Annotated in this window: 30 protein-coding genes, 1 tRNA gene and 1 pseudogene; 20 read left to right on the top strand and 12 right to left on the bottom strand. The window is 67.9% G+C overall.

Features of this window, described 5'->3' with window-relative positions; all coding sequences use genetic code 11:
- Positions 1-7 precede the first annotated feature (7 nt).
- From BAY60_RS08285 to BAY60_RS38580, 4 genes and pseudogenes are all read right to left on the bottom strand, one after another.
- Positions 8-1,012, bottom strand: a complete 1,005-nt coding sequence (locus BAY60_RS08285; protein ID WP_112280165.1) for an alkylmercury lyase family protein — start codon at positions 1,010-1,012, stop codon at positions 8-10.
- Positions 1,012-1,416 (bottom strand): MerR family transcriptional regulator, encoded by a 405-nt coding sequence (locus BAY60_RS08280; protein ID WP_112280164.1) that lies wholly within the window; start codon positions 1,414-1,416, stop codon positions 1,012-1,014. Before BAY60_RS08280 ends, BAY60_RS08285 begins: the two co-directional genes overlap by 1 nt.
- Positions 1,417-1,483: 67 nt before the next feature.
- Complete coding sequence (locus BAY60_RS08275; protein WP_112280163.1) at positions 1,484-2,209, bottom strand: ABC transporter permease; 726 nt, start codon at positions 2,207-2,209, stop codon at positions 1,484-1,486.
- A pseudogene (locus BAY60_RS38580) lies at positions 2,206-3,134 on the bottom strand (ABC transporter ATP-binding protein). Before BAY60_RS38580 ends, BAY60_RS08275 begins: the two are co-directional and overlap by 4 nt.
- A 121-nt stretch (positions 3,135-3,255) precedes the next feature.
- On the opposite strand from BAY60_RS38580, the gene BAY60_RS08265 reads away from it, so the two are divergent.
- From BAY60_RS08265 to BAY60_RS36730, 3 genes are all read left to right on the top strand, one after another.
- Complete coding sequence (locus tag BAY60_RS08265) at positions 3,256-4,440, top strand: sensor histidine kinase (RefSeq protein ID WP_245992369.1); 1,185 nt, start codon at positions 3,256-3,258, stop codon at positions 4,438-4,440.
- Positions 4,437-5,039 (top strand): response regulator transcription factor, encoded by a 603-nt coding sequence (locus BAY60_RS08260; RefSeq protein ID WP_112280803.1) that lies wholly within the window; start codon positions 4,437-4,439, stop codon positions 5,037-5,039. Before BAY60_RS08265 ends, BAY60_RS08260 begins: the two co-directional genes overlap by 4 nt.
- Positions 5,040-5,367: 328 nt before the next feature.
- Positions 5,368-6,651, top strand: coding sequence for a pentapeptide repeat-containing protein (locus tag BAY60_RS36730; protein WP_146770989.1), 1,284 nt, complete (start codon positions 5,368-5,370; stop codon positions 6,649-6,651).
- Here the strand turns inward: BAY60_RS36730 and BAY60_RS08255 are convergent.
- A complete protein-coding gene (locus BAY60_RS08255) occupies positions 6,614-7,147 on the bottom strand; it encodes an rRNA adenine N-6-methyltransferase family protein (RefSeq protein WP_170160331.1) in 534 nt (177 codons plus the stop codon). The two genes, BAY60_RS36730 and BAY60_RS08255, sit on opposite strands and share 38 nt — an antisense overlap.
- Positions 7,144-8,358: an NsdA family TPR-like regulatory protein gene (locus BAY60_RS08250; RefSeq protein WP_112280160.1), complete on the bottom strand. Its 1,215-nt coding sequence runs from the start codon at positions 8,356-8,358 to the stop codon at positions 7,144-7,146. Before BAY60_RS08250 ends, BAY60_RS08255 begins: the two co-directional genes overlap by 4 nt.
- 159 nt (positions 8,359-8,517) lie before the next feature.
- Between BAY60_RS08250 and BAY60_RS08245 the strand changes: the two genes are divergently transcribed.
- The gene (locus BAY60_RS08245) at positions 8,518-8,721 is read left to right on the top strand and encodes a hypothetical protein (protein ID WP_112280159.1); all 204 of its coding nucleotides are present in this window, start codon (positions 8,518-8,520) and stop codon (positions 8,719-8,721) included.
- Here the strand turns inward: BAY60_RS08245 and BAY60_RS08240 are convergent.
- Positions 8,702-9,049 (bottom strand): GntR family transcriptional regulator, encoded by a 348-nt coding sequence (locus BAY60_RS08240; RefSeq protein ID WP_245992423.1) that lies wholly within the window; start codon positions 9,047-9,049, stop codon positions 8,702-8,704. The genes BAY60_RS08245 and BAY60_RS08240 overlap by 20 nt on opposite strands.
- 120 nt (positions 9,050-9,169) lie before the next feature.
- Between BAY60_RS08240 and BAY60_RS08235 the strand changes: the two genes are divergently transcribed.
- The 12 genes from BAY60_RS08235 to BAY60_RS08180 all read left to right on the top strand — a co-directional run bounded on the left by BAY60_RS08235 (position 9,170) and on the right by BAY60_RS08180 (position 18,799).
- A complete protein-coding gene (locus BAY60_RS08235) occupies positions 9,170-9,514 on the top strand; it encodes a hypothetical protein (RefSeq protein WP_211330204.1) in 345 nt (114 codons plus the stop codon).
- Positions 9,514-9,705: a hypothetical protein gene (locus tag BAY60_RS08230; protein ID WP_112280157.1), complete on the top strand. Its 192-nt coding sequence runs from the start codon at positions 9,514-9,516 to the stop codon at positions 9,703-9,705. The genes BAY60_RS08235 and BAY60_RS08230 overlap by 1 nt, the downstream gene beginning before the upstream one ends.
- Positions 9,706-9,809: 104 nt before the next feature.
- On the top strand, positions 9,810-10,070 hold the full coding sequence (locus BAY60_RS08225; RefSeq protein ID WP_112280156.1) for a hypothetical protein: 261 nt from the start codon (positions 9,810-9,812) through the stop codon (positions 10,068-10,070).
- Between the two features lie 55 nt (positions 10,071-10,125).
- Complete coding sequence (locus BAY60_RS08220; protein ID WP_112280155.1) at positions 10,126-10,389, top strand: hypothetical protein; 264 nt, start codon at positions 10,126-10,128, stop codon at positions 10,387-10,389.
- Entirely contained in the window at positions 10,376-10,717 is a 342-nt protein-coding gene (locus tag BAY60_RS08215; protein ID WP_211330203.1) for a hypothetical protein, read from the top strand. The genes BAY60_RS08220 and BAY60_RS08215 overlap by 14 nt, the downstream gene beginning before the upstream one ends.
- Positions 10,714-11,871 carry a hypothetical protein gene (locus tag BAY60_RS08210; protein WP_112280154.1) on the top strand — a complete coding sequence of 386 codons (1,158 nt, stop codon included), beginning with the start codon at positions 10,714-10,716 and terminating at the stop codon, positions 11,869-11,871. The genes BAY60_RS08215 and BAY60_RS08210 overlap by 4 nt, the downstream gene beginning before the upstream one ends.
- Positions 11,868-14,096 carry a zonular occludens toxin domain-containing protein gene (locus tag BAY60_RS08205; RefSeq protein WP_112280153.1) on the top strand — a complete coding sequence of 743 codons (2,229 nt, stop codon included), beginning with the start codon at positions 11,868-11,870 and terminating at the stop codon, positions 14,094-14,096. The genes BAY60_RS08210 and BAY60_RS08205 overlap by 4 nt, the downstream gene beginning before the upstream one ends.
- Positions 14,097-14,367: 271 nt before the next feature.
- A complete protein-coding gene (locus BAY60_RS08200) occupies positions 14,368-15,252 on the top strand; it encodes a bifunctional DNA primase/polymerase (RefSeq protein WP_112280152.1) in 885 nt (294 codons plus the stop codon).
- On the top strand, positions 15,252-15,737 hold the full coding sequence (locus BAY60_RS08195; protein ID WP_112280151.1) for a WhiB family transcriptional regulator: 486 nt from the start codon (positions 15,252-15,254) through the stop codon (positions 15,735-15,737). Before BAY60_RS08200 ends, BAY60_RS08195 begins: the two co-directional genes overlap by 1 nt.
- Complete coding sequence (locus BAY60_RS08190) at positions 15,738-17,069, top strand: DUF3987 domain-containing protein (RefSeq protein ID WP_112280150.1); 1,332 nt, start codon at positions 15,738-15,740, stop codon at positions 17,067-17,069. It begins immediately after the preceding gene.
- Positions 17,070-17,246: 177 nt separating this feature from the next.
- Positions 17,247-17,435: a helix-turn-helix transcriptional regulator gene (locus BAY60_RS08185; RefSeq protein WP_112280149.1), complete on the top strand. Its 189-nt coding sequence runs from the start codon at positions 17,247-17,249 to the stop codon at positions 17,433-17,435.
- Entirely contained in the window at positions 17,435-18,799 is a 1,365-nt protein-coding gene (locus tag BAY60_RS08180; RefSeq protein ID WP_112280148.1) for a tyrosine-type recombinase/integrase, read from the top strand. Before BAY60_RS08185 ends, BAY60_RS08180 begins: the two co-directional genes overlap by 1 nt.
- A gap of 124 nt (positions 18,800-18,923) precedes the next feature.
- Here the strand turns inward: BAY60_RS08180 and BAY60_RS08175 are convergent.
- Positions 18,924-19,005, bottom strand: a tRNA-Tyr gene (locus BAY60_RS08175).
- A 120-nt stretch (positions 19,006-19,125) separates the two neighbouring features.
- Between BAY60_RS08175 and BAY60_RS08170 the strand changes: the two genes are divergently transcribed.
- Positions 19,126-19,617, top strand: a complete 492-nt coding sequence (locus BAY60_RS08170; RefSeq protein ID WP_112280147.1) for a YajQ family cyclic di-GMP-binding protein — start codon at positions 19,126-19,128, stop codon at positions 19,615-19,617.
- A 9-nt stretch (positions 19,618-19,626) separates the two neighbouring features.
- Here the strand turns inward: BAY60_RS08170 and BAY60_RS08165 are convergent, their stop codons facing one another.
- The 3 genes from BAY60_RS08165 to BAY60_RS08160 all read right to left on the bottom strand — a co-directional run bounded on the left by BAY60_RS08165 (position 19,627) and on the right by BAY60_RS08160 (position 22,424).
- On the bottom strand, positions 19,627-20,010 hold the full coding sequence (locus tag BAY60_RS08165) for a site-specific integrase (protein ID WP_112280146.1): 384 nt from the start codon (positions 20,008-20,010) through the stop codon (positions 19,627-19,629).
- A 533-nt stretch (positions 20,011-20,543) separates the two neighbouring features.
- Positions 20,544-21,326 carry a hypothetical protein gene (locus tag BAY60_RS36725; protein WP_146770988.1) on the bottom strand — a complete coding sequence of 261 codons (783 nt, stop codon included), beginning with the start codon at positions 21,324-21,326 and terminating at the stop codon, positions 20,544-20,546.
- A 318-nt stretch (positions 21,327-21,644) separates the two neighbouring features.
- Complete coding sequence (locus BAY60_RS08160) at positions 21,645-22,424, bottom strand: SDR family oxidoreductase (RefSeq protein ID WP_112280145.1); 780 nt, start codon at positions 22,422-22,424, stop codon at positions 21,645-21,647.
- A 75-nt stretch (positions 22,425-22,499) separates the two neighbouring features.
- On the opposite strand from BAY60_RS08160, the gene BAY60_RS08155 reads away from it, so the two are divergent.
- Complete coding sequence (locus BAY60_RS08155; protein ID WP_112280144.1) at positions 22,500-23,120, top strand: TetR/AcrR family transcriptional regulator; 621 nt, start codon at positions 22,500-22,502, stop codon at positions 23,118-23,120.
- A gap of 52 nt (positions 23,121-23,172) precedes the next feature.
- Here BAY60_RS08155 and BAY60_RS08150 read toward each other — a convergent pair whose 3' ends face one another.
- Positions 23,173-24,453 carry a hypothetical protein gene (locus tag BAY60_RS08150; RefSeq protein ID WP_146770987.1) on the bottom strand — a complete coding sequence of 427 codons (1,281 nt, stop codon included), beginning with the start codon at positions 24,451-24,453 and terminating at the stop codon, positions 23,173-23,175.
- Positions 24,454-24,564: 111 nt separating this feature from the next.
- Between BAY60_RS08150 and BAY60_RS08145 the strand changes: the two genes are divergently transcribed.
- Positions 24,565-25,716, top strand: a complete 1,152-nt coding sequence (locus BAY60_RS08145; RefSeq protein ID WP_112280142.1) for a sialidase family protein — start codon at positions 24,565-24,567, stop codon at positions 25,714-25,716.
- 60 nt (positions 25,717-25,776) lie between these two features.
- Entirely contained in the window at positions 25,777-26,655 is an 879-nt protein-coding gene (gene rfbA, locus BAY60_RS08140) for a glucose-1-phosphate thymidylyltransferase RfbA (protein WP_112280141.1), read from the top strand.
- Positions 26,656-26,658 lie beyond the last annotated feature (3 nt).

Here is a 26,658-nt window from a genome sequence, read left to right as displayed (position 1 = left end):
TCGGCGGTCACGGGCCGGCCCCGGCCGCGGTGCCCGGGTCCGGATCCAGCAGCCCGCCGAAGATGTGCGCACCGAGCCGGGCGGCGCCGTGGATGTCGAGGATGTCGCCGGCAACGCCGGGATGGGCAGCGGCCCAGGCGCGCGCCGCATCCGGGTGTGGGAAGGCGTTGAGATGGTCGCAGCAGACGTCGGCGGAGGGCCCGGCGGCGTTCTCGGTGCCGACGAACACCACCGTGCGAGCCGGGTCGCAGGCGACGTGGCCGTCGGTCACGGTCACCGTGATCGGCTCGTGCGTATCCGGTGCCACCGTGGCGATGGTGGCGTCGACGCCGAGCATGAACGGCATCCCGAGCGCGTCGATCATGCACATCGCGGACACCTCCGGGCCGCCCTCCAGCCGGACCCGGTGCCGGGTGGGCACGGCGGAGAACGGATACGCGGCGCGGATCCGGCCGTGCCGATCCGTGCGGATGACGTCGCGCTCGTGCAGGCGAGCCAGCACGTCGTCGATCCGGTCGCCGGACGGCGCCGCCGCCGTCGCGAGCGTGGATCGCCCCGGTGCCACGCCGTGCGCGGCGAACGAGCGCAGGATCAGCTGGTGCACGGCTCGCTCGGCGGGATCGGCGGGAGCCGCCCGGGCCCGCACGCCGCGCAGGGCGCTCGCGGCGTCGTCGGTGTCCGCCCCGGCCGCACAGCACGCGCCCTCAGCTGAGCTGGTGCCTGCCACGACCTGGCGCAGCGCGGCGACGGACGGAGCGCCGGACGCCCGCCCTTCGGCGTCGCGGTAGAGCCGGCAGGACAAGCTCGGTGCGCTGCCGGGTTCGGCGAAGGGGTCGGCCCCGTCGACCAGCAACGTGGGCGATCCCGTCATGCCTTCCTTCTCCGCGTCGATCAGGTCGGTGACGACGCGGGTGGTGACGCCGATCGCGGCGTCGTCCGCCGCCTGCCTCAGCCGCTGCCGCAGCAGCTCGACGTTGGGGCAGTCGGGTACGTGCAGGATCCGCAGCTCCATCACGCCTCCTTCCGGCCGGTCTGCAGCGCGTCCAGCAGCGGGCACCGCCGATCGCGGCGCGGCCTTTCGCAGGTCTCCACGAGCTCGACCAGTGACTCCCGCATCCGGTGGAGGTCGGCGATCCTGGCCTCCAGCGCCCGGAGCCGGGACCTGGCGAGAGCGCGGGCGCTGTCACAGTCGTCGGGCCCGCCGTCGGCCAGGTGCAGCAGGTCGCGCACCTCGTCGAGCGTGAAACCCAGCTCCTGCGCCCGTTTGACGAAGCGCACCCTGCTCACGGCCGCCGCCGGGTACACCCGGTAGCCCGTCGCCGTCCGAGGAGGCTCGCTGACCAGCCCGCGACGCTCGTAGTACCGCAGGGTCTGCGGGTGGACCCCCGCCCGGGCGGCGACTTCGCTGCTGCGCATGTCCCCATCCTCAACCCTGTACCCGGCTACGGAGTCAAGTCGCACCCTCGGGCAACCGGCCTGCCAGTCACGAGCGGGGCTCCCAGCGGAAGTAGCGACGTGCCGTCAGCACCCCGACCGCAGCCCACGCCGCCAGCACCGCCGCGCCGGGCACCAGTTCGGTGAAGCGGCTGTCGTCGTAGGCGACGCGCAGCAGGTCCACCACCGCCCCGCCGGGCAGCACGAGCCGCACACCCTCGATGTCCGGCAGGCTCATCCCGGCCCAGACCGCGCTGCCGATCAGCCCGAGGAACACGGGCGTCGCCAGGGTCTGGGCCTGCTCGCCCGACGACGCGAAACCCGTCACCGCCATGCCCAGCCCCACGCTCATCACCGTGCCCAGCACGAGCACCACGAGCATCGGCAACGGGTCGGGCACGGCGGAGGTGACGATGCCCGTGAGGACCGTCATCAGCACCCCCTGCACCAGGGTCACCAGCACCACCGGCGCGAGCACGCCCGCGAGGATGGTGGCGTCCGAGACCACCCCCGACCGCAACCGCTTCAGGTACAGCTCGTCGCGCCGGTAGCACAACGTCGCGGAGGCCGTCACGCAGCCGGACATGCCGAACACCGTGACCAGCATGAGCGACATCGGGTACGACCAGTCGGCCTCGCCATCACCCTGCGCGCCGGAGACGAGGAACATGCCCGCGATCGCGAGCGGCAACAGTATCGCCGTCGTGGCGACGACGATGTTGCGCAGAAGCAGTTTCAGCTCGGCGCGGAAGATGGCGCCCAGTGCCGCGCTCATCGGAACGCCCCCTCCTGGGTGTCGGAACCAATCGAGTTGACGACGCCGTGGAAGACGTCGTCGAGCGACGCGTGGTGGGCGCGGAACCGGCGCAGTCGCACCCCGCTCGCCTCGGCCCAGCCCACGACGGTGGTCAGGTCGCGCTGCAGCTCGCGGGTACGTATCCGCACGAGTCCTTCGGCCAGCCGGTCCCGGTCGATGTCGCCGCGGACCTCGGGCAACGCGGCTCCCTCCGCCAGCTCGAAGTCGATCCGCGCGCGCTCGCTGTCGAGCACGTCGACGAGGCCGCCGGAGACGGCGATCCGGCCTTCGTGCATGATCGCCAGCCGGTGCGCGAGCCGTTCGGCCTCCTCGAGATAGTGCGTGGTGAGCAGCACGGTGGTGCCGCCGGCGAGCAGGTCGCGGATGACCTCCCACGTGGCCATCCTCGACTCGGGGTCGAGACCGGTGGTGGGTTCGTCCAGGAACAGCAGCTCCGGTTCCCCCATCGTGGCCAGTACCAGATCGAGGCGCCGCTTCTCGCCGCCGGAAAGCTGCTTGACTCGTACGTCCGCGCGGTGCGCGAGCCCGAGCCTCTCCAGTGGACGTTCCATGTCGGACGGTCGACCGATCATGTGCTGCCACAGCCGGCGGACTCGAGCACCGTGAGGTCCCCGGCGAAACCGCTGTGCTGCAACATGATCCCCGCCGACCGGCGCACGGCGGCACGCTGCCGGAACGGGTCCGCCCCCAGTACGCGCACCCGGCCACCGGTCGGTGCCCGGTGTCCCTCGACGGTCTCCATCGTCGTGGTCTTGCCCGCGCCGTTCGTACCGAGCAACGCGAACAGCTCACCCCTGCATACCTCGAAGCTCACACCGCGCACGGCCTCGAAATCCCCGTACGCGCAGCGCAGGTCCTCGACCGCGACAACGACGTCTCTCATGTCCTGCAGCGTGCCGTTCGGGATACGCGACCGGTAGGACCGGACGTCAGCCGTCCGGATGCGATTCACACGAGCGGGCCATGACAGATGTCACGACCGGCCCCCTGACTATCGTTGCCGGGTGACCGAAGCGACGATCGCGCTCGAAGGGCGCCGGATTCACCGCCTGCGCCGGTACACGCTGTGGACGCTGGTCACGACGAGCGTGTTCGTGTTGATGCCCGTGCTGCCGGCGACCGGGGGCCTGGCACTGCCCGTTCTGGTGCCGCTGTCCGCGGCGGCCGTCGTGAGCGGCGTGCAGCGGGTCCGGCTGGTCCACCAGGCCGTCCGCGACACGGGCCACCCCGGTGGACCACGCGCCGAGCACGTCGTCACTGTCGCCGTGGCCCTGCTGGCCTGGGGTGCCGGAGTCGCGCTCGACCCTGCGCCGGTGACGTGGGCGTTCCTGCCCGCGCTCGTCGGCGGGGCCGTGGTGCTGAACCTGCCATCACGATGGCGCGTCCGTGCCGCACTGCTGGTTTCCGTGCTCGTGGCGCTGGTCTGTTTCGCCGCGACGCCGCTGCGCGACGCCGCCGGCGGTCCGTGGTTCCCCTGGCTCGTGGCGGCGCTCGCGCTCGGCATCACGGCGTTTCTCACGCTGGTGGACGTCGCGCAGCTCTGGTTCTGGGACGCGGTGGTCGAGGTCGACCGCGCCCGGGCGGCGAACGAGGAGCTCGCCGTGGCCCGCGAGCGGCTGCGGTTCGCGTCGGACCTGCACGACATCCAGGGTCACCACCTGCAGGCGATCATGCTCAAGGGCGAGCTCACGGAGCGTCTCATCGGGCACGACGACGAGGCCGCCCGCGCGCACGCCACCGAGCTGACCGAGCTGGCGAGAACGGCGCTGCGGGACACGCGCCGCGTCGTGCGGGGCTACCGGACGACGAGTCTCGACACCGAGATCACCAACGCCGTCGAGCTGCTCGGCGCGGCGGGCATCGAGATGGAGGTACGGGGCACCCTGGGCGCGGTGCCCCCGCCGTTGCAGGACCTGTTCGGTGCGCTGGTGCGGGAGGGCACGACGAACATCCTGCGGCACAGCCAGGCGAGGCGGTGCGAGCTCGCGCTCGACACGGAAGGCCCCGTGGCACGCGTGCGGCTCGCGAACGACGGCACGTCGGCGCACCCGGACCCGGCAGGCAGTGGCATCGCCGGGCTGCGCGAACGCTTCGCCACGCTCGGCGGCGAGGTGAGTGCCCGCCCGTCCGGCGAGGGCTGGTTCGAACTGTGCGGCACGGCGCGGAAACCGGGCGGGGGCGACGCATGATCCGGATCGTGCTGGCCGACGACGAGGACCTGATCCGCGGCGCGCTCGCCGCCCTGCTCGAGCTCGAGGATGACATCGAGGTGGTCGGGCAGGCCAGCAACGGCAGGGCCGCCGTCGACCTGGTGCGCGCACATCGTCCGGACCTCGCGGTGCTCGACCTGGAGATGCCGGGCTGGGACGGGCTGGATGCCGCGCGACGGCTGCACACCGAGTCGGAGATCCCGGTGGTCATCGTGACCCGGCACGCCCGGCCAGGCGTGCTCAAGCGTGCGCTCGCGGGCGGCGTGCGCGGGTTCGTGCCCAAGACCACACCGGCGAGCAGACTCGCGGAGATCCTGCGGGACGTGCACGCGGGAAAGCGCTACGTCGACCCCGAGATCGCGGCGTCGGCACTGTCCGCGACGAGCTGCCCACTGACCGAGCGGGAGCTGGAGCTGCTGCGGTACGCCCAGGACGGGGGCACGGTCAACACGATCGCCGAGCGAGCACACCTGGCGTCCGGAACCGTGCGCAACTACCTGTCGTCGGCGATGACGAAGCTCGGCGTCGACACCCGCCACGAAGCCGCCCGCAAGGCCTGGGAAGAAGGCTGGATCTGACGCTTCCCCAGTCGCGTGGGCGCCTTCGCTGCACGGCTGGTGGCTCCGTGGGACCGCATCGGCACAAGTAGCCGCGTGGGCCCGAGAACGTCCGACAACGGAAGAACGCCCCGCTGCCCTGTCTTGGCAGGTCAGCGGGGCGTTTCAGCTCGTGTGGCGGGTGAGGGATTCGAACCCCCGTAGGCTGTGCCGGCTGATTTACAGACGGATCAGCAAACCGGTGCTGACCAGGCTTTTCGAGCCGCGACAGCGCAGCTTTGCCGTACCCTTGCCGCGCGGTGCCATTGGTGACGTTACTCAGCGCGCTCCCGGCTCGTAGATTAGATCTATGAGCAACGACAAGGAGCCAAGTTCCGACGAACTTGCGGCGCTCCCCGTACTCTCGTGGAGATGGGTCGCCCTTGCCGTCGTTCTCGTCGCTGCGCTGACAGTCGTTGCGGTGTGGTCGCTCCTCTCCTTCGTCAGAAGCGGAGCCGATACGGCGCAAGTCGCTACAGAATTGGACGCCCTCCGGACTGCGCTTAGCCTCACGTTGGGCGCTGGGGGCGCGATCGCGCTTTGGCTCGCCGCGCGTCGGCAACGCTCGACAGAACTACAGCTCCGGGAGAACGCCCGGATCGCGAAGGCAGTAAGAGCACACGAGGCAGCGGTCGCCGCTACTAATGAATTCGACGCAACAGAAAGAAGAGTCACCGAACTCTATACGACGGCCGTCGAACAACTCGGCTCGTCAGCAGCACCGGTCCGTCTTGGGGGGTTATATGCGCTAGAACGACTAGCCCAACAGCATCCCGAGCATCGACAGACCATTGTCAATGTAATTTGCGCATACCTGCGCATGCCCTTTGGCGAGGAGCGGCAGGACCTTACGGACCAATACCTTCAAGGACAAGAACCCTGCGTCGTTGACAAAGATAAGTCCGCATCCGAGGAATTGCAGGTCCGACTCACCGCTCAGCGAATTCTCGAACTCAACCTGCGCAGGTCAGATGTCGACCAACAACCACGATGGACCGACGTTAGTCTCGATCTGCGCGGCGCAACGCTTGTTAACTTCTCACTAGAACAGTGTACAGTCAACGAGGCGAAATTCTCAAACGCACGATTCGTCGGAACTGCCACATTCTACGAAGCAAGGTTCTCCACGCTGACATGGTTTTTTGAGAGCGCATTCGACAGTCCAGCCTTGTTTCAGAGGTGCATGTTTGATGGCGGCGTCGTCTTTACAAGGGCTTTCTTTTCCTGCGTCTTAGTGATGACAGAGGCCACCATCGACGAGGCGGCGTTCTTTTTCGGCGCTACACTCGGAAGCCGTGCCGACTTTTCTAGAACTTCCTTTAACGGCGATTTCAACTTCGGAGAGGTTACGCTAAGCACAGCTCATTATGACGACTTCAATCTTGCCCAAGGTGGCTGGGACCCGCCCCATTTTCAGTTCACAGACACGACTATTCCACCGACGGATGGGGACAGCGAGCGAGTGCCACCATATGGATGGGCCTTAACTTCCGGCGAAAAAGGTTTGCGTCTGCTTCAGACTGATGAAGGGGAACCGGTGCCCGAATCGCGCGTGCTCACACAGACTGCGAAGTGTGAGCATCGCGACGAGTGAGGCGGACTATCCGCGACACGCTTGGCTGTGGCGGCGTGAAGTCGGCACCTGAGATCGTCGTGACTTCGCTGACGTCGAACGTCTCGCGCAGTCGATCGAAGTCTGTGCGCTGCCCCGCCGCGAGTACTGCAGTACGGAAGGACAGTTCCGGCAGTACATCGACCAGCGCTTCCGTCACCACGTTTGGCAAGTTGCCGATCAGCACGTCGTAGCGGAGTTCACGGACCAGCCGTAGTGCGTCGCCCTGTATGACCGTCGCGTGGGGTACCTGGCGGCGCAGGGTGTCGATTAGCCGGGTGTCGAGTTCGACGACGGTGAGGCTCTTGCAGGGCGGCATGTTGCGAGCGACTGTTCCGGCCCCGGCGCCGACTTCGAGCACTGCGTCGTCGGGCCGGATTCCTGCTGCTTCGTACACCAGGGCCAGCTTGTCCGGAGAGACTAGGAAGTACTGTTCGAACATCGGGTCTGCGAGCACGCTCAGTTCGTCGTTGTTCACCATGCCTCCGTCATGTCCGCATCGTCCAACGCTATCCCGAGCTGAGCGATTCCGCTCTCGATATTCGCCGGAACCTTCTGGTGCGCCGCGACCTTGGCGATGGCCTCGCGCAGCAGGACTTTCGTTCGGGTCGATTCAACCTCAGGAATCAGCGGAAGGAGCGACTTGATGGTCGCCTCCGCGTCATTCCATGTGCCCAGGTCAATTTGAGCTTGCAGCAGGTAGGCGCGGTGCAAGTACTGGCTTCGTGTTTCTGCTGGTGCGGTCGCTTCCACGGAGTGTTCAAACTCCGCGATTGCCAGGCCGTCCCGCTGCAAGGATTGTGTTGCCATCGCCTTGTGCCACGCCAGTTCGCGCTCGTCAATCCACCAAGCCCAGTCCGGATCATCATCCCGTACCCCTTCCAGGTACAACGACTCAATCTCGGTGAACAAAGACATCGCAGACTCGTCACCACCTTGCGCAAGCGCCCGCGCTTTTCTGGTCAGGAAAAGAGCGCGGATACGGGGTGAGAGATCGTAGCCGCCTTCAAGCACCGACCTGGCGATTTGCAGCGCTTCATTGGGCCTGCCCATCGCACCGGCGTGCATGCTCGCATTCTGGAGCGTCAGCAGTTCGATGTTCCGGTCGCCCGCCAGCCGTGTGTAGTAGAGCGATTCCTGGTTCATCCTGCGAACGAGGTCGTGTTTTTCGGCGTCGTATGCCAGCCACCCCGCCAACTCGGCAACCTCGCCGGTCAGTGCGTTGAGGTCCTGTTCTATAGCTGGTTCGTAGGCCCCGGTCCCGAGGAGGTTCTGCAGCGACTTGAAGAACCGGACCGACATGCGCACGATGTCGGCCGCGCCGAATCGGTTATCGAGCGCGACAAGGTGCCTGAGATAGGCGCGCGCCGACTCGAGGTACACGGTGTCGCCATAGTCGACGACCGCTGGCGGGGCCGTCGGCACGATCAGCGGTGACGGCGCGGGCTCCTCGACCAGCCCGAGGGCTTGCGGGGACATCCCGAAGACGTCACACAGCTCGTCTTGCCACTCGGTCGCCTTCTTCTTCCCCTGCTCCCACCACCGGTACTGGCGAAGCACGCTCTCAGGCTTCGGCGGCATCTGGCCGCGCGTTCGGCGAGCACGCGCCAGCCGCGCACACACGTCGTTCTGCGACCAGCCCTTGGCCGTCCGTGCGCGCTTAAGCTTCGTCTGCTCTTCGTCCCCCACAGCACCTCCCCACGCTGCATTTTGCCTGCTCAGGCTGGGGGTGAGCCGAGAGATGCGCAACCGGCTCACCCCCGGCTCATCTACCTGGGGCGTTCGTTTCCGACGACTCTTGATCTCAACGGCAGCAAGCCGGACGACCGATCAAGGGAGGAGACCCCGATGGGAAAGAAGGACCCACTGCAGGCACTGGCCAGCAACGGTGGCGGCACCATCCGGAAGCTCGTAGGAATCGCCGTCACGATCGCGCTCGTGGTGATCGTCGTGAGGTTTCCGAGCGACGCGGCAGCGTGGGCCAAGGCGCTCGTGGGGTTGGGCTCGGACATCATCGACGGCCTCGTCAGCTTCATTCGGCAGGCGTTCTAGTCCCGATGGCAGCTTCGACGTCGGCGAGGCGACGCTGCAGCTCAGTGACCGTTTCCTGCAGGTCAGCGACAGCCTCACGAAGGTTGGGCGAAGTCTCGGGAATGGCGTTCGTGACGAACGCTCCAACGGTAGGCCGAACGACAAGCCAGCCCTCATCGCGAAGGGTACTCACGGCGCGCTGTGCGGTGTTCATCGCGACGTCGTGTTCCTTCGCCAGCTCCCTGCTGGACGGTAGCTGCTCCCCCGGCTTGAGCTTGCCGCTGCGGATGGCTCGACGGATGGACTCCGCTACCTGCTCGTAGCGCGCAAGACCCGGCTCATCGCTCATCACGAGCCCGAGCATAGCCGGGGATGACCACCACTGACTTAGTTCACCCGGATAGCGGAGCGACACGATGACTCATTTTGACTTAAGTTAATGTGCGTCATCGGACAACGAAGGGAAGCCATGAAGACCGCACGGATCACCAGCCGCCAGGCCCGCGAGTCGGTTGACCTGGCGTTCGACCAGGACATCTGGAGTGTCACGAAGGAGGAGGAGATGGCTGCGGAGGTCGCCGAGATCGACGCGCTGATTGACGAGGTTGACCGCGAGCTGGCAGCCGAGGCCGGTGCGGCGGCATCGCGTGCACTGCGTCCGTTCACCGATGTCGACCGTGCTCGCCGGGCGCAGCGGCGCGCGGTTCGCGATGCGCTCGCCCTGCTGGATCGCAAGGCGCTCATTGCTGGCGTGCCCGGTCAGGGCAAGAGCGTGGCCGCGTGGGTGGTGCGCGACGGGGAGGTGGCGGCCTGATGGGCACGAAGGACCAGGGGTTGGTGCACGTCACGGCGCGGAAGTCGTTGTGGTCGGGCCGGATTTGGGCGCTGTGCGGGGCGACGCAGACGGCGGGCAACTACGAGACGGACACGTGGCGGTTGTTCGGCCTGCCCGGCTCGAGGTGCCCGGCGTGCGAGCGGATCAAGAAGAACGGGGGCAAGCGATGACCGTGCGGCTTGCCTGTGACCCCGGCCTGGCGCCTTCCGCCAAGAACACGACCAGGCCGGGACTCCCCAACCAGCCAGCAACGGACTCGACGGGAAGGACCCCGATGGTAGGCGAGATCAGCGCCGACGCGGCGGCCGCGCGGGAGGACGCGCTGCGCCAGCTGCGTGAGGCTTTGCGCGCGGTGGACGCCTGGGTCGGTTTCGTCCGGCAGGCCGCCGAGCAGCGGGTGGGCAGTACCGACCCCGACGCGGTGGTCAGCGATCCCGCCTATGCGGCGGCGCTGGGGTTGTGGGAGGCCCTGCACGCCAGCCACTACCGGTTCGCGTCACGGGCCGCCGCGATCGAGGCGGGTGAGGTCGGATGAACCCCCGCAACCGCAAGCAGTCGGTGCCGACGCTGGCTGAGGGGGTGGCGGTCTGATGTCGCTGTTCGACGTACTCAGTCGGTTCGGGACGGTGGCGCTGCTCCGTTTCGTTGGCGCGGTGCTGCTGTTTCTGACCCTGCATCTGCTGCGGATTCCGCTGGTGCTGCTGGCCCGGGTGCTGGAAGGGGTGCTGCACCGCATCGACGGCTACGCCTCGCGCCAGGCCAGCCGAGAGCCCCGGCGGCCGGTGAACGACTTCTACGACCACCGTCATGATCACACCCGTTTCCGGGAGGGGGAGCGCCATGCCTTCGCGTGACACGAACGTCCACACGGGCCACCCCCGTACCCGCACCGAAATCGCCACGGAGTGGTGCGTGTGGCACGTCGGCGAGCTGACCGGCGTCGCCCTGCCCACGGTGCTGGCCGCGACCGTGAACGGCTGGTTCGGGCTGCTGTCCGGGCTCGTGGCGGCCGGGTGGGCGGCGAACGAGGTGCGCCTGGCCCGCGCTCGCAACCAGATCACAGCGGAGCGCCAGCGGCGCGCCCTGACCGCCGTCGGGGCCGACGACACGGACACCACCGAGAACGCCGCCGCCGAGGGTGTCGGGCAGGCGGGTACGGGGGAGAAGGGGGCGAGCGCATGAGTTCGTGGCGGGAGGAACGCCGCAAGGACCGGGCCGCCGAAGCCGAGGCCAAGCGCGCCGACCAGCTGGCCGCTGCCGAGGCCGAGGCGGTGCGGATGGCGGCGATGGCCGACGCACGGCGCGCGGCCACCGCACAGGAACACGCCCACCAGCAGCAGTGTGCCGAAGCCAAGCAGGCGGCCAAGGACAAGCGGCGCGCGCAGCGTGCGGCCAAGCTGGCGGCGCTACGCGGGTGGGCGGGGGCGCATGTGGTGCACCTGCTGATCTATCCGCTGGCGCTGGTGTCGGCGGCGATGGCGGTCCCGGCGATGGCCGACTACGGCCACCACCTCTACGGGATGGCCATCGGGTTAGCGCTGCCGCTGCTCTCAGAGCTGGGCATGTGGGCCTTCGCCCTGGCCGTGGAGGTCTCCCGTGCCCGCTACCCGCAGCGGCCGGTGTGGGCGCTGCAGGTGGGTGTGTGGCTGTTCGCCGGGGTGAACTTCACCCTCAACCTGCTGCACGGCCTGGAGCGGGGCCTGTCGGCCGGTGCGGCGATGGGGCTGGTGTCGGTGGCCGGGGTGGTGGCGCATCAGCTCACCGTGGCCGGTGCCCGCCGCACCCGCACCGAACGCGCCGAAGCCCGCATCGACCGGCAGGCCGCCCGCAAGGTCGCCCGGGTGCGCCGGGCCGCCGTGCGCCACGCCGTCGCCGAGATCGACGCCCACGGCGCCGCCCGGCTGGTCTACACCCCGGGCCGCTACGTGCTCGCCGGACGCACCCGCCGCCGTCTGGAGGCGGCGATCGTGCCCGGCCTGCCCGTTGAGTCGGCCTCGACGGATTGGGACGGCGAGCTGGCCGGGCTGCTCGCCACCGGCACTTTGCCGGCCAACCCGCATCCGGAGGCGAGCGAGGGCGAGTCGGACCCGGGTGATCGGGGTGCGGTCGGCACCCTCGACCCGACCGGTGACCAGGAAAAATCGAGGGCCGATCGGGGCCGCATCGGCGGCCGAGTCGGCCGGTCGCTGGCCGAGCTGCGCGCCGCGCTGGACGCGGCGATCGAAGCCGGGCAGGTCGATCCCACCTCCGCCGAGTCCATCCGCAAGGCGCTGCGCTGCGCGCCGAAGTACGCGCGCCAGCTCCGCGACGAGTACCGCCAGGGAGGCCACCAATGACCACCCACGACCACAACACCCCGCACGACGGGGACCGGGAACTGGCGCGGGTGCACTACCTGCCCACCCGCGCCGACACCACCGCGCAGTCTCCGGCCACGTCCGACGCCGACGTGGTGGAGGGCGAGCTGGTCTCCGATGAGGAGTACCACCGCTTGACCAGCCAGAAGGCGCAGGCCATCGCCCGGTATCAGGGCTACAAGCACGACGTGGTGGTTGTGGCCCGCACGGTGAAGACCGTGGCCACGCATCAGCGCACGAAGACGGTGGTGCGCCACGCCCTGGGCTATCCGCTGGCCGGGGCCGGGGTGGTGGCGAAGCGGTGGCGCGACACGCACGGCGCGAACCGCTACGAGCGGCAGATGCGGGCCGCCGAGGCCGCGGGCGATGAGGAGAAGCTGCGCTACTGGCAGGAAGCCGACGTGGCCGAAAAGCAGCGCCGTCACCAGCGGGTCATGGACTGGATCACCGCCCCCGGGCAGTGGATCAAAGCCGGGGCGGTTGGCCTGGCCGGGCTGGCCGGGTTCCTGCTGGTCCTCGGCATCATCCTCGCGGTCAACTCCGGGGACATCGCCGACGTGATCGGCCCGATCTCAGCGGTGGTGGACGCGGTGGCGTTCACGGTGTGGTTCCTGACCGCCTATGGGGTGTTTCTGCTGCTCGGCGGCACCGCGCTGGGGTTGTTCTACCTGTATCAGCAGGGCCGCAAGCATGCGGAGATGCCCTCCTGGCTGGCCACACCCACGGGCGAGGGCGACGTGATGGACGGCCTACCCGATGAGGGCACGATCCTCAACGCGCTGCACAACCTCAACATCCGGGGCTTCAACCAGGCCATCAAGGAAGGCTGGCGAATCAAGTTCCTGATGCCGCCAACCATCGACGGCAAGGGCTGGCGCGCCCAGCTCGCGCTCCCACCCGCGTGCCCGGTCGAGGAGATCGTCAAGCGCAAGACCACCCTGGCGCACAACCTGGTCCGCTACCCGATCGAGGTGTGGCCCACCGAACCCAAACCGGCCGTGCTGGATTTGTGGGTGGCCAAGTCAGGGGCGCTGTCCGGGCCGGTCGATCCGTGGCCGCTGCTCGACGACCTCGACCACGCCTGCACCGACTACTTCCAGGGTGTTCCGGCCGGGGTCACGATCAAGGGCGATGTGGTGCGGGGCCGGTTGTTCGAGGCCAACTACGTCTTCGGCGGCATGATGGGCTCCGGCAAGTCCACCCTCGCGATCACGCTCACGTTGGGCGCGATGCTGGACCCGCTGGTCGACATCGACGTGATCGTGATGGCCGAAAACGCCGACTTCGAGCCCATGAAACCCCGCCTGCGCTCGCTCAAGACGGGTGCGGGTGAGGAGACCGTGGACGCGTGCATGAACCTGCTGACCTCCCTGTATGAGGACCTCGCCGTGCGGGGGCAGGCGTTGCGGGAGCACGACGCCCGTGCCGTGACACGCCAGATCGCCGCCAAGGACGCCCGGTTGCGGCCGCGTGTGGTGGTGATCGATGAGTGCCAGAACCTCTTCCTCGGCAAGCACGGCAAGGCCGCCATCGAGGTCGCCTCGAAACTCATGTCCACCGCCCGCAAGTACGCCATCACCCTGATGTTTCTCACCCCGGAGCCGTCCAAGGACGCCCTGCCACGCAAGATCATCACAATTGCCAGCAACAAGGCGTGCTTCGCCATCGGCGACCAGAACGGCAACGATGCCGTGCTCGGCACCGGCTCCTACAAGACCGGCATCTCGGCGGTCGGGTTGACGCCGAAGACGGACGAAGGCCCCGGCGATATCGGCACCTGCATGCAGCGCGGGTTCACTGCCAAACCCGGCCTGCTGCGCAGCTTCTACGTCAACCAGGACGACGCGCACCGCGTCACCAAGCGCGCGCTGCAGCTCCGCCAGCAGGCCACCCTCCCGCAACCCGAACACGAACCCGTTGCCGACGAGGTGGACCCGCTGGCCGACATCGCCGCCGTGCTCGGTGACCAGCCCCGCATGAAGACGCAGAACGTCCTGCAGCGCCTCACCGAACGCGACCGCGCCACCTACGGCGACTGGACCCCGCAACGGCTGACCGCGTTCCTCGCCGAGCACGACGCCGCCCCCTACAAGTCCCACGGCGTCATGCAGGTCAGCGCCGCCCGCGTCCGCGAAGCCCTCACCGAACGTGACGACCTCGCGGACCCCGACCACGCCAACGGCGACCCCACCGACGACGAATAGCCCAGGGAAGCGGGCCGGGGAGGCCCCGAATCCGGGGGAAAACTCCCCGACCGCCTCCCCAACCCACCTCCCCCGGCACGACCAGCACAAACCACCACACCGGGGAGGCCAGGGAGGCCGGGGACCCGCCCCCAGCGCAGGCCGCACACCCGCCACCACCACACACCCGCATCCCTCGACGCCGCTCCCTCCCCACGGGGCGACGCCACGGCACCCCCATGCCGAAACCAGCCACACACCGTCACACACCGTCACTGATCGAAGGGTTTCGATGAGCACCACAACCACCACCGCGCAGGATGCGCTGCTGGACTGGGCGCTGTATCTGGCCGCGATGGGCTGGCCCGTGTTCCCGTTGCGGCCCGGCACGAAGCGCCAGCCCGCCGTGAAGGCCTGGGAGCAGCGCGCCACCACCGACCCCGCCCGTATCCGCCGCTGCTGGAGTGCCGACCACTACAACATCGCCGTGGCGACCGGCCCGGCCCGGCTTGTGGTCATCGACCTCGACACCGCCAAGGACGGCGAGACCGGGCCGGACGGCGCGACCGCCCTGGCCGCGGTGGCCGCTGAGCGCGGCGCGCCCCTGCCGGAGACCTTCACCGTGACCACGCCCTCGGGTGGGCGGCACTGGTACTACCGCTGCCCGCCCGGCGTGCACCTGCGCAACACCCAAAGCCAGATCTGCTCGCGGGTGGACACCCGCGCCGGGGGCGGATACGTGGTGGGGCCGGGCTCGATCACCGGCGAGGGCGGCTACGAGCTCGCCGACGAACGCGACCCGGTCGAACTCCCGGCCTGGTTGGTCCAGGCCGCCTCCGTTCGCCTGCCTACGGCCCACTCAGCGCCCGTTGAGGTCCGCTCTGCCGACGCCACCGCCTACGGGTCGGCGGCACTGCGGGGCGAGACGCAGCGCGTGCGAGCGGCGCAGCCAGGCAGCCATAACGCGGTGCTGTCCTCGGCGGCCTACACGATCGGCCGCAAGGTCGGGGCCGGACTCATCGACCACGCCACCGCCCGCGCCGAACTGCTCGCCGCCGGAAACACCCTCATCGGCCCCGAGCACTGGCCGCCCGACGCCCGCGAAGTCGCCCGCGTCGTCGACGCCGGACTCACCGCCGGGGCCGCCAACCCCGTGCACAGGAAGGACGCCGCCTGATGCCCGCACCTCGACACCGCCACCCCCACCTCGGCATCGCCGGGCGCAACCCGCTGGCCCGCACCCGCCAGCCCGTCGTGTCCTGGGCCGACTTCGGCCTGACCGCCGACGACCTCGCCTGGCACGAACACGCCGCCTGCCGCGACACCGACCCCGACGCGTTCTTCCCCGAACGCGACCCCGACATCCGCGCCAACATCGCCACCGCCCGCCGCATCTGCCAGCACTGCCCCGTACGCCGGGACTGCCTCGACTACGCCCTCGCCCACCCCGACGTCGAAGGCATTTGGGGCGGACTCACCACCCGCGAACGCCGCCAACTCCCCGCACCCGTCCAGCCGCACCGGCCGCGCACCCACGCCCGGGACCGCGAAATCGCGCGGCTCACCCGCGCCGGGCTCACCGCCACCGAAGTCGCCACCCGCCTGGCGATCAGCCCCCGCACCGTCGAACGCGCCCGCCAACGCCTGGAGGAGGTCGCCTAAATGTCGATGCCCGCCCGCCCGCTGCGGGTCGTGCACCCGCCGCACGTGCCCGCCGATGCCGACACGTTCGAGGCCCGCGCCGCCCTGGCGGTCTCGCGTGCCCGGTCGTGGCTGCCCACTGTGGACGACGCGGTGTTCGACTGCTACCTCGGCCACCTCGTGCGGCAGGTGGAGCCGACCAGCGAGGCCGACCCGATCGCGATTCTGGCGTCGCTGCTGTGCTTCGCCGGGGTCCACCTGGGCCGCGACCCGCACGTGCGGGCGGGCGACGACCACCACCCGCTGCTCGTGTGGCCGCTCATCATCGGCCACACCAACACCGGCAAGAAAGGCACCTCCTGGTCGGCGGCCAAGCGGGTCATCGCCGAGGCCGACCGCAACTTCGTCACCGCCAACGTCAAGTCCGGGCTCACCTCCGGCGAGGGCCTGGCCCAACAGTTCGCCCTCGGCGACGACGAAGCCGACCCCGACGCGCAACCACGGGATCTGCGGCTGCTCGCCTTCGAGAACGAGTGGGGCGGGGTGATGGCCAAGATGAAACGCGAGGGCAACAGCCTCTCCCACATCCTGCGCGCCGCGTGGGAGGGCGGCGACCTGTCCACCCTCACCGTCAACGCCCGCGTCGCCCCCGAGTCGCACGTGGGCATCCTCGCCCACATCACCCCCGACGAGTTCCGCGCCAGACTCTCCGACGCCGACATGGCAGGCGGCACCTACAACCGCTTCCTGCCGCTGGCGGTCGCCTGGTCCAAAGCCCTGCCCGACAGCGCAGGCGCCGACCCCCACCTCGTGCTGTCGCTGGCGGCCGGGTTGGCCGACCGGCTCGACACCGGCGGCCGCCTCGGCGTGCTCGACCTCGCCGACGACGCCCGCCCACTGTGGCGGGAGCTGTACCTGGAGTTCAACACCGACACCCACCACCCCAAGGTCGCCCAGTTCGTCTCCCGCGCCCTCCCGTACTGCAAGCGCATCGCCGGAATCCACGCCGCCCTCGACGGCGAACCCGCCATCCACGCCGCCCACCTCACCCCGGCCGCCGCGCTCGTGCGCTACTCCATCGACTCCGCCCGCGCCCTGTTCATCGACACCCAAACCCCCACCCGCCTCGCCGCCTGGATCGCCGAGGCAGGCCAGCAGGGCCGCACCCGCAAAGACATCACCCGCGACTTCTTCGGCGGCAACAAGAAAGCCGCCGAGATCACCGCCCTGCTCGACCAGCTCATCGACGCCGGGCGCATCACCCGCAGCGTCCACCGCCGCGAAGGAGGCGGACGCGGCACCGAGATCTACAGCGCCCGCGCCCCCGACGACCCCACGAACCAAACGAACTAACGAAGTTTGCCCCTCACCAGCGCAAACCCGCCGAGCAAAGTTCGTAACCACGAACTTTGCTCCCCACAAACCCCCAGGTCACACCCAAAGTTCGTAACTTCGTCAACTTCGTAGGAGCAGCCATGCAGCCACCCGTATCCGCCACCGCCGACCACCGCGACTGCAGGGGATTTACACATGGCTACCCAACGCCAACACCTCACCGTTGCCGACGTGTGCGCCGAGCTGAGCATTTCGAGGCGCACGTTCTACGAATGGCGCGCTAAAAAGCGCGCACCGCGCTGCATCAAGCTACCGAATGGCGACATTCGCATTCGCCGAATCGACCTTGACGACTGGCTCGGTTCCTGCGAGGAGGCCGCCTAGTGGCTAAAACACACGACGTACGGATCTGGCAGGTCAAAGAGTATGTGGGCAAACGGAAGACCACCTACCGTGTTCGTTGGATAGTGAATGGAATTGAGTTCGGCGAAACATTCGACACCTCCGCCCTCGCCGACAGCTTTCGATCGGGATTGGTCACCGCCAGCAGGAACGGAGAAGCCTTCGACACCGAGACCGGGCTTCCTGTTTCGGTGGCTCGCGAGCGCAACAAGATGTGCTGGTATGACTTCGCTATCGCCTACGCGGACATGAAGTGGCCAGACGCAGCACCCAAGTACCGACGTTCACTCGCCGAATCATTGATGTCGATTACCGTGCCAATGTTGAAACCAGACCGACCACTGCCTGAGCCCAAGATCCTTCGGAAAGCGCTCAAGACGGCATTCAGCAAGCGAGCACGCGAAGCGAACGAGGACCCTGAACTGGCGCGCGCCATGCGCATGGCCGCACGTGCAAGCCGAGAGGTTAACGAGCTGGCCAACACAGAGATTCTACGGACAGTACTTAGCAAGCTTGATCTGAAATTGGACGGAAAGCGCGCATCCCGAAACACGGTACGAATACGGCGCATTGCGCTCCGGAATGCCATTGACTTCGCTATCGAAAGAAAACTGCTCGACTCTAACCCGCTCGCTGACGTGAAGATGAAAAAGCGCAAGTTCACCCTGCACCAAGTCGATCCTCGGTCCGTCATCAATCCCACACAGGCACGCGTATTGCTGCAGGCCGTTAGCGAATACGGTAGGCAGGGGCCGCCATTGGTGGCGTTCTTCGGACTCATGTACTACGCAGGTTTGCGCCCTGAGGAAGCAGCGAACGTGAAGAAAGAGAACCTCTCACTACCCGATTCGGGCTGGGGCGAGCTGCGGCTAGAAAGGGCGCGAGCAGAGGTCAGCGCGGAATGGACAGACTCAGGAGAAGCCAGTGAGGAGGGCCCACTGAAGCATCGAGAGCTAGACGAAGGCCGTAAGGTTCCCTGCCCGCCTGCTCTGACGAGGATGTTGCACCAACACCTTGCCCGGTTCGGCACTGCACCCGACGGCCGTCTGTTTCGAGGGGCAAGGGACGGCGGACGCATCGGCAGCTCCGTGTACGGGCGCGTGTGGGCTGCAGCCCGCGAGCGTGCGTTCACAGCCGAGGTCGCCGCCGGGCCACTCGCCAAGCGGCCCTACGACCTCCGTCACGCCGCTGTGTCGACGTGGCTGGCGGCCGGTGTGCAGCCGACCAAGGTCGCGGAGTGGGCCGGGCACAGCCTGGCCGTGCTGCTCCGTGTGTACGCCAAGTGTCTCGACGGCAGTGAGCAGACCGACCGCGAACGCGTGCAGGACATCCTCGGCGACGGCTAGAAAACTTTGCCGCGTATTTGCCGTAGACACCCGGCGGACACCGCATACGTCCGCACACCACCGCACGCATGAGAAACGCCCCGCTGCCCTGTCTTGGCAGGTCAGCGGGGCGTTTCAGCTCGTGTGGCGGGTGAGGGATTCGAACCCCCGTAGGCTGTGCCGGCTGATTTACAGTCAGCTCCCTTTGGCCGCTCGGGCAACCCGCCAGGACCGGTCCTCACCGGCCGACGAACAGAGTACCCAACGCACCAGGCCTGCCGCCGACCGGGGTAGCCGGTGACTAGGGTGGTACCAATCCAGAACTTCCCGACGACGAGGTGTGTGACGTGGCCGATCCGTCTTTCGACGTGGTGAGCAAGGTCGACCGCCAGGAGGTGGACAACGCGCTGAACCAGGCCGGTAAGGAGCTGTCCACGCGGTTCGACTTCCGGGGCACCGGCGCCAGGATCGAATGGTCCGGTGACGAGACCATCACCATCGAGGCCGAGACCGAGGAGCGGGTCCGCGCCGCGGTGGACGTCTTCAAGGAGAAGCTGGTCAAGCGGGGCATCTCACTGAAGGCCTTCGAGGCCGGTGAGCCCGCCGTCTCCGGCAAGGTGCACAAGGTGCACGGCAAGGTCCTCGAAGGCATCGCCTCCGACAAGGCCAAGGCCATCGCCAAGTACATCCGCGACGAGGGCCCCAAGGGCGTGCAGGCCCAGATCCAGGGCGACCAGCTGCGGGTGTCCGGCAAGAAGAAGGACCACCTTCAGGAGGTCATCAGCCTGCTGAAGAACAAGGACTTCGGCATCGCACTGCAGTTCATCAACTACCGGTAACGGCTGCGCCTACCTGCGCATGCTCACTCCACCCTGGCCTCGGGCACAACCCCGGTCAACCGAGTGCCAACTCCACGAGCGTCCGGTTTGATGCATGGCGTCGGGCCAGTAGCCGACGTAGGTGCTGAACGTGACGGTCGGGATCGTGTGCCCCATGACGAGGCGGACCATCTTCACGTTCGCACCGCCAAAGATCAACACGGCCGCGAAGTAGTGCCACAGGTCGCGCAGGCTGAAGCCGCTCCGCAGTCGCATCTGTTCGGCGGCAGGTCGGGAGATGTTCGACCAGTCGGCCCGGTGGTTCGGTTGCCCGTCGCCACACGTGAACAGAAGGTTGGCGTAGCGGCGAGTCGGCCGTCGCGGGTCAGTCTCGTTCTCGATCTCTCCTGGCATTGGCCGGAACCCCTCTAGGTGGCGTTCGAAGCGCCGCCGCGACGAGGGCTGGGAGCTCGTTGCTCCAGCGACTGGTCTTGGTACTGGGTGGCGCGATGTACGGCTGCCTACTGACGCTACGGTGAACCGCTCCCGAACATGGAACTACCGCGCGTCGTCGATGGCGTTACGTTCAAGGGCCCCTGCCGCGTCGCTGATCCGGCCCGTCCGATCCCGGCCATCAAGCGCGGGCTTGCGTCTGCCTTGCCGCCCGCGCTGCGGCCCGGTAAGGCAGGCGCCGAGCAGTCCCACAGCCGCCGCCAGAAGAATGAGGTGTCCTCGCGGACAAGCAGGTCTGCGAACTTGCCGGGGGAGTGCCCACGTCACGCTCGCCGTTGGCCCGGCGGCAACTCGTCGACCTCGCCGAGGGCTACCACGCCGTGTCAAGATGCAACTTGCTGAGGCGGGCTGAACTCGGAGTTGACATGCCGTTTGACACACCGTGACGAGCTACGTCAGGTCGACGAGAGTCCGCCCACGGGCATTACGGTTTGTCAAGACTTCTGGGTGATGTCCTCCCAGCGCGCCTGTCGGAATTGTTCGTAATTCGCGACCCGCAAGCGCCCACTAACGTCATTAATGACCAACTGCCCAACGTTAATTATCTCTTTGACATATCCTTGTATTTCGCCAATTGATCGCCTCTTTTGAAGCGTTTCCAAGCGCGCTCGAACGTCGGCCTTTGGTTTAGTGATATCCAACTCGTGGGCGATCTCGTTCCTCGCCACAAATGCACGCTTGAGCATTGCCGACTCCGACTTTCCTGGCTTTATTCGACTGCGAATATGTCGATCAGTCACACCCAGCGCAACAGCGATCTCTTCCACTCGCTCAACCGACTGCGCACTGGACGACCGAAGATGCTGTGACCACCGGTTCAGCACGATACCCTTCGGACTTTGACCCTCGCCGAGCAGGATCCTGACCAGCGACCGGGCATCAATACCTCCCGCATCAGACGACGAAATGTGCTCTTCGGCGAACCCATGAAAAGTCTCCCGGCTCTTTACCTCGAACTCCACAAGGTAAACAATCGTGTCGTCTACTAGCTGTTTAAGCGTGCGATCGAGACCAGCTCCAGCAAACAGGAGCGCCGACCTCAAAGAACTCTGCGCAGCATGCGTAAAAAGACCAGTAAGGGTCTTTCCGGTGGAGATTTTTTCAACCCGATTGATAATATGGGCAGAGGATATAGACTCGAGTGCCGTCGTGCGAGCTACTCTCAGCGCATTCTGGGCCTCTCGGCAGATAGCAACTAAGGATTCCTCCGGTTGCACGAAGCCACGTTCAAGGTCGTCTAATGACGCGTATGAGACCAGGTCCTTCGCCCAGTCGCAAGCAGTCTTCAACTCCAGCTCAGACGTAGCGGCCACTAGGCGTCAGCACCCTTCCACAACGTGACGGCAACATCGCTGCGTAGGTATTCTGCGCTCAGACGCCGTTTGTTACGCCTGTGCCATGAACTCGACCTCACCGGTACAGATCCGGTACAGATGGCCCATTCCAGGGGCGATCACTGACGACGAGCCACCATCGACAAACGCAGGCCACAACCTACGCGCAGGACGTCGCTTCTGGGGTCAAGGCGCAGTTCATTAACTACCGGTAACGGCCGGCCGGGGGCCGAGGAACAGGCCCCCGCTGGCGTCGATGACCTGGCCGGTGATCCACCGTGCCGCGTCGGAGGCGAGAAACGCGACCACGTCGGCGACGTCGTCGGGCCCGCCCAGCCGCTCGAGCGCCGTCGTTCCGGCGATGAGTTCGGCCAGGCCGGGCGGGTCGAAGACCGGGCCGTTGGTCGCCGTCCGGGTGGCCCCGGGTGCCACGGCGTTCACCGTGATTCCCCGGGCCCCGAGTTCGTTGGCCAGCGTCAGGCTCATCGTCTCCACCGCGCCCTTCGTCATGGCGAACGACGTCTGGGCGGGGTTGGCCATCCGCGTCGCCACCGATGAGATCGTGACGATGCGCCCGCCATCGCGAAGCATGGGCAAGGCCCGCTGGATGATGAAGTACGGCGCGCGCACGTTCACCGCGAAGAGGTGGTCGAACTGCGCCCGCGTCGTGGCTCCGAGCGGACCGGCAGGCGGGGCCGCCGCGTTGTTGACGAGGATGTCGAGCGAGCGCCCCGCGAGCGCTTCCTCCACTCCCGCGAACAGCGTGTCGACGTCGTCGTCCCCGCCGAGTTCCGCCCGGACGGCGCGCGCGCTTCCACCCGCTCGCTCGATCGCCTCGACTGTCGCCTTCGCACCGGCTGCATCCGTGCCGAAATGCACGATGACCAGCGCGCCGTGCGCTGCCAGCCGGGTCGCGATCGCCTGCCCGATACCGCGCGACGCTCCGGTCACGAGAGCCGTTCGTCCGGTCAGCTCGCCCATGCCACCCACCCCATCCCATTATCTGTTAGTCGCTACCAATATGGTAGTGACTACCAACGTGTTAGTGTCTACCACGTGCCCGGCCAGTACTCAACACTGCGAGCGCAGCGGCGAGCAGAGACCCAGCGCGCGATACAGGCGCACGCCATCCGGCTGTTCACCGAGCGCGGATACGACGCCACGACCGTGACCGATGTCGCCGAAGCGGCTGGCGTCTCGCCCATGACCGTGTACCGGCACTTCCCCACCAAGGAAGACCTCGTGCTTCTCGACCAGCACGGGGCGCTCGTCGCCGAGCGGATCGCCGCGTCGCCGGACGTGCAGCCGCTGGTCCGCCGCATCGGCAGGGCGCTCATCGAGTCGGCCACGACGTTGACCGGTGGCGACGACCTGGCGGCGGGCCGAGAGTTCCTGCTTGCCCGCCTCCGGCTCATGATCTCGACACCGGCGTTGCGGGCCAAGCACCTCGACAACCACTACGCCCTGCAACGGAGCATCGTTGACGCGCTCGGGGTCGATGCCGCCGATCCCGACACAGTCCTGCGTATCCAGGCGGCGGCCAGTGCCTGCCTGGCCACACTCCACACCGCGCTGGTGTGCTGGGCCGAGGACGACGGACGGGGCCAGCTGCCGGACATGATCGCGAAGGCGCTCGCCGCCGCCTTCGGTGAGGACGCCACCGACCCCCACGGCTAGGCAGCCAAGGCCGCGCCGATGAGCCCGCCGTCTCCGGGCCACCGGCTCGGGACTACCGCTCGGCGAGCCGTCCGGCGATGTCCTTCGACGTCTGCTCGAGTACCGCGCTCATGCTCTGCGTGTCCTTGTAGGTGCTCGGGTTCCAGCTGGTGATCTCTACCACCGTCCTGCCGACCTTGAACGTGAACCCCGGGTTGTGCTCGCCGTACCTCACGAAGCACACGTACCCGTCGCCGACCACGTTCTTGAGCTTGATCGGCGGCCCATGGGGATGGTCGTACTTCCGGTCACCATCGCAGTCGTAGCTGTTGTCCTGCTCAGCACCGCGGAGCTCGCGGTAGTGCGAGAACTCCACGACCATGTCCTCCGGTGGCACGTCCGAGTCCCCGACGACGGAGTTCGCGACCTGCTCGTTCTGCCGCCTGCACGATGTCCGCACGAAGGTGCTCGGCTCGTGATCCTGCGTTCCGCCTTGCGCTGACGGCGTGGTCATGACCTCGGACATGCTGTAGCGCTCCTCCACCCTGCCGATGTCCGGCATGTCGAAGGACTGCTGGTAGTCCTCGGCCGGGAACAACGTGCAGGGCGGCTGTACCCAGGAATAGGGCTCGGCATACGAGTATCGCGCCGGCGGGGTGGGCCCCTCCGCCAGCCCCCGCGCGACCGAGGTCACCAGGGCGTCGCGGACCTGCTCCGGCGACCGGCCGGCCACCCCGGTCTCCTCCACGTCCGCCAGCAGGGTCGCGTAGTAGTCGTCCCCGAAGAACCCGACGAGCCATCCGCCCAGGTCGGCCTCCGTGGTCACGACGCGAATTCCGGCGATCGTCTCCTCGCTCAGAATCTCCTTGTCGACCGTGTTGTTCCTGCTGAAGATCCGCTCGGTCGCCTCGCGTCCGTCAGGATGGTCGAACGGCGACTGGTGGATGGTCAACCCGAGCAGATTGCCACCGGGGCCGGGCAGGTTGCATGTGCTCTGGCCGCTGTTCGACGTGCTGCTCTGCTGCGCGGGATCGTGCCTGCCGTCGGCGATCTGATGCCAGTTGACCAACTGGGGCTGCGGGGCTTGGCCGAGGTCCAGCGTGAACCCCGCCTCGGTCACGTCCGCCATCGACAGCACCAGGCAGGCGTCGTACGCGGGCGTGCCTCCGAACTCGAACGGACCCTCGCTGCCCGGTTCCTGGAGCAGAATCTGCCCGTCCGGGACAGCGGTGCGCTGCTCCGCGGGCGACTGGCCGATCGCCGCAGGAGTGCCGCCCACCGTGCTGGTGCAGCCGGTGGCCAGGATCACAGCCAGCAGGCCAAGAGACGACTGGATGGCTCGGGACCGCTTCACCTGAACTCCCCCCGGACACCGGCGCGCGTCGGCCGCATGCTACTTGATCCATCGGGACGCCCAAGGCTGGAGCATGGTGTAATCGCGCGGTCACTGCGCGAAGGGGGCGTGATGCACCGCCTGGTCGTCCTGTCGTTCTGCCTGCTGCTGTCCACGGGCCTGCTCTCCCCCGCCGCGGCAGCCCAGCCCACCGGGCGCACCCTGCTGCACGACGGCGCGGGCTCCTACCCCCGGCTCATCCGCACCGAGCACGGCGGCCTGCTGCGCGACGGCCGCATCCTCGCCTCCATCACCAGCCGCGACCGCCACGGCTACTACGCGCCGATCTTCGAGAGCCTCGACGAGGGCCGCAGCTTCACCCGCGTCGGCGAGGTGCGCGACCCCGCAGGCCGGGCGGGCATGTGCTGCGGCACGCTCTACGAACTGCCGCAGCGCGTCGGCAGGCTGCGGGCAGGCACGCTGTTGTGGGCCGCCAGCTACCGCCAGCACGCCGGACCGTCACGCCGCATCGGCATCCGGGTCTGGGCCAGCCGCAACCTCGGCCGCACCTGGAGTTTCCTCGCCGAACCCGTCCGCTCCCACAACCGCGACGGCGTGTGGGAGCCGGAGTTCACGGTCGACGCCGCGGGCAGGCTCTGGCTGCACTACGCCGACGAGACCGAGGCACCCCAGCACGCCCAGGTGCTCAACCGCGTCGCCAGCGTCGACGGCATCACCTGGGGCGCCAAGCAGCGCACGATGGCCATCCCGCCCCACCGGGTGCGGCCCGGCATGCCCATCGTGCGGAGGCTGCCCGACGGGCGGTACTACTTCGCCTACGAGATCTGCAACTACGGCGACCGCTTCTGCGACCCCTACTTCAAGATCTCCCCCGACGGCGCCACCTTCGGCGACCCGGCCGCACCCGGCACCCGCGTCGCCACCGCCACGGGCAACCACTTCCAGCACGCGCAGACCATCACGCTGTTCCCCGGCGGCCCGCGCGGTACCCGCATCCTCATGGTCGGCCAGATCTACGTCGACAAGCGCAGCCGCCCGCTGCCCGGCAACGGCAGGACCCTGCTCGCCAACGACCACCTCGGCAGCGGCCCGTGGTACGAGGTGCCCGCGCCGGTGCACGTCCGCCGCCCCTACGACAACTGGTGCCCCAACTACAGCTCCACCCTGCTGCCCGTCAACGGCGGCCGGGACGTGCTGCAGGTCGCCGCCGACTACACCAACGGCGTGTGCAAGGCCTACTTCGGTACGGGCCCGGCGCGCTGAGCCCTCCGATACCCTGGCTCCCCGGCGGGGTCACCAGTCGAGTGAATGGGGAGCAGGCAGATGAAGGGCATCGTGCTGGCAGGCGGCAGCGGCACCCGCCTCCATCCGATCACCCAGGCGGTGTCCAAGCAGCTGCTGCCCGTCTACGACAAGCCGATGATCTACTACCCGCTGTCGGTTCTCATGCTCGCCGGCATCCGGGAAATGCTGGTCATCTCCACGCCCACCGACCTGCCGAACTTCCGGCGCCTCCTCGGCGACGGCAGCCAGCTCGGCCTCGACCTGCGCTACGCCGAGCAGCCCAGCCCCAACGGCCTGGCCGAGGCGTTCGTCATCGGCGCCGACTTCATCGGCGACGACGACGTGGCGCTGATTCTCGGCGACAACATCTTCTACGGCCGCGGGTTCTCCGGGACGCTGAAGGAGCAGGTGGACACCCTCGACGGCTGCGTGCTCTTCGGCTATTCCGTCAAGGACCCGCAGCGCTACGGCGTCGGCGAGGTCGACGAGCGGGGCAAGCTGCTCTCCATCGAGGAGAAGCCGGCCCGCCCGCGCTCCAACCAGGCCATCACCGGGCTCTACCTCTACGACAACGAGGTGGTCGACATCGCCCGCAACCTCACCCCGTCGGCCCGCGGCGAACTGGAGATCACCGACGTCAACCTCACCTACCTGCGCCGCGACCGCGCCCGCCTGGTGCAGCTCAGCCGCGGGTTCGCGTGGCTGGACACCGGCACCCACGACTCGCTGCTGGAGGCCGCACAGTTCGTGCAGGTGCTCGAGCACCGCACCGGCGTGCGCATCGCCTGTCTGGAGGAGGTGGCGCTGCGGATGGGCTTCATCAGCCCCGACGAGTGCTTCCAGCTGGGCGCGAAGCTCACCAAGAGCGGCTACGGCGAGTACGTGATGGACGTCGCCCGACAGGCGGGCGCCTCGTAGCGG

The organism is Prauserella muralis, from assembly GCF_003202285.1.
Lineage (GTDB): Bacteria > Actinomycetota > Actinomycetes > Mycobacteriales > Pseudonocardiaceae > Prauserella_B > Prauserella_B muralis.
This window is presented reverse-complemented; position numbering and strand designations above follow the sequence as displayed.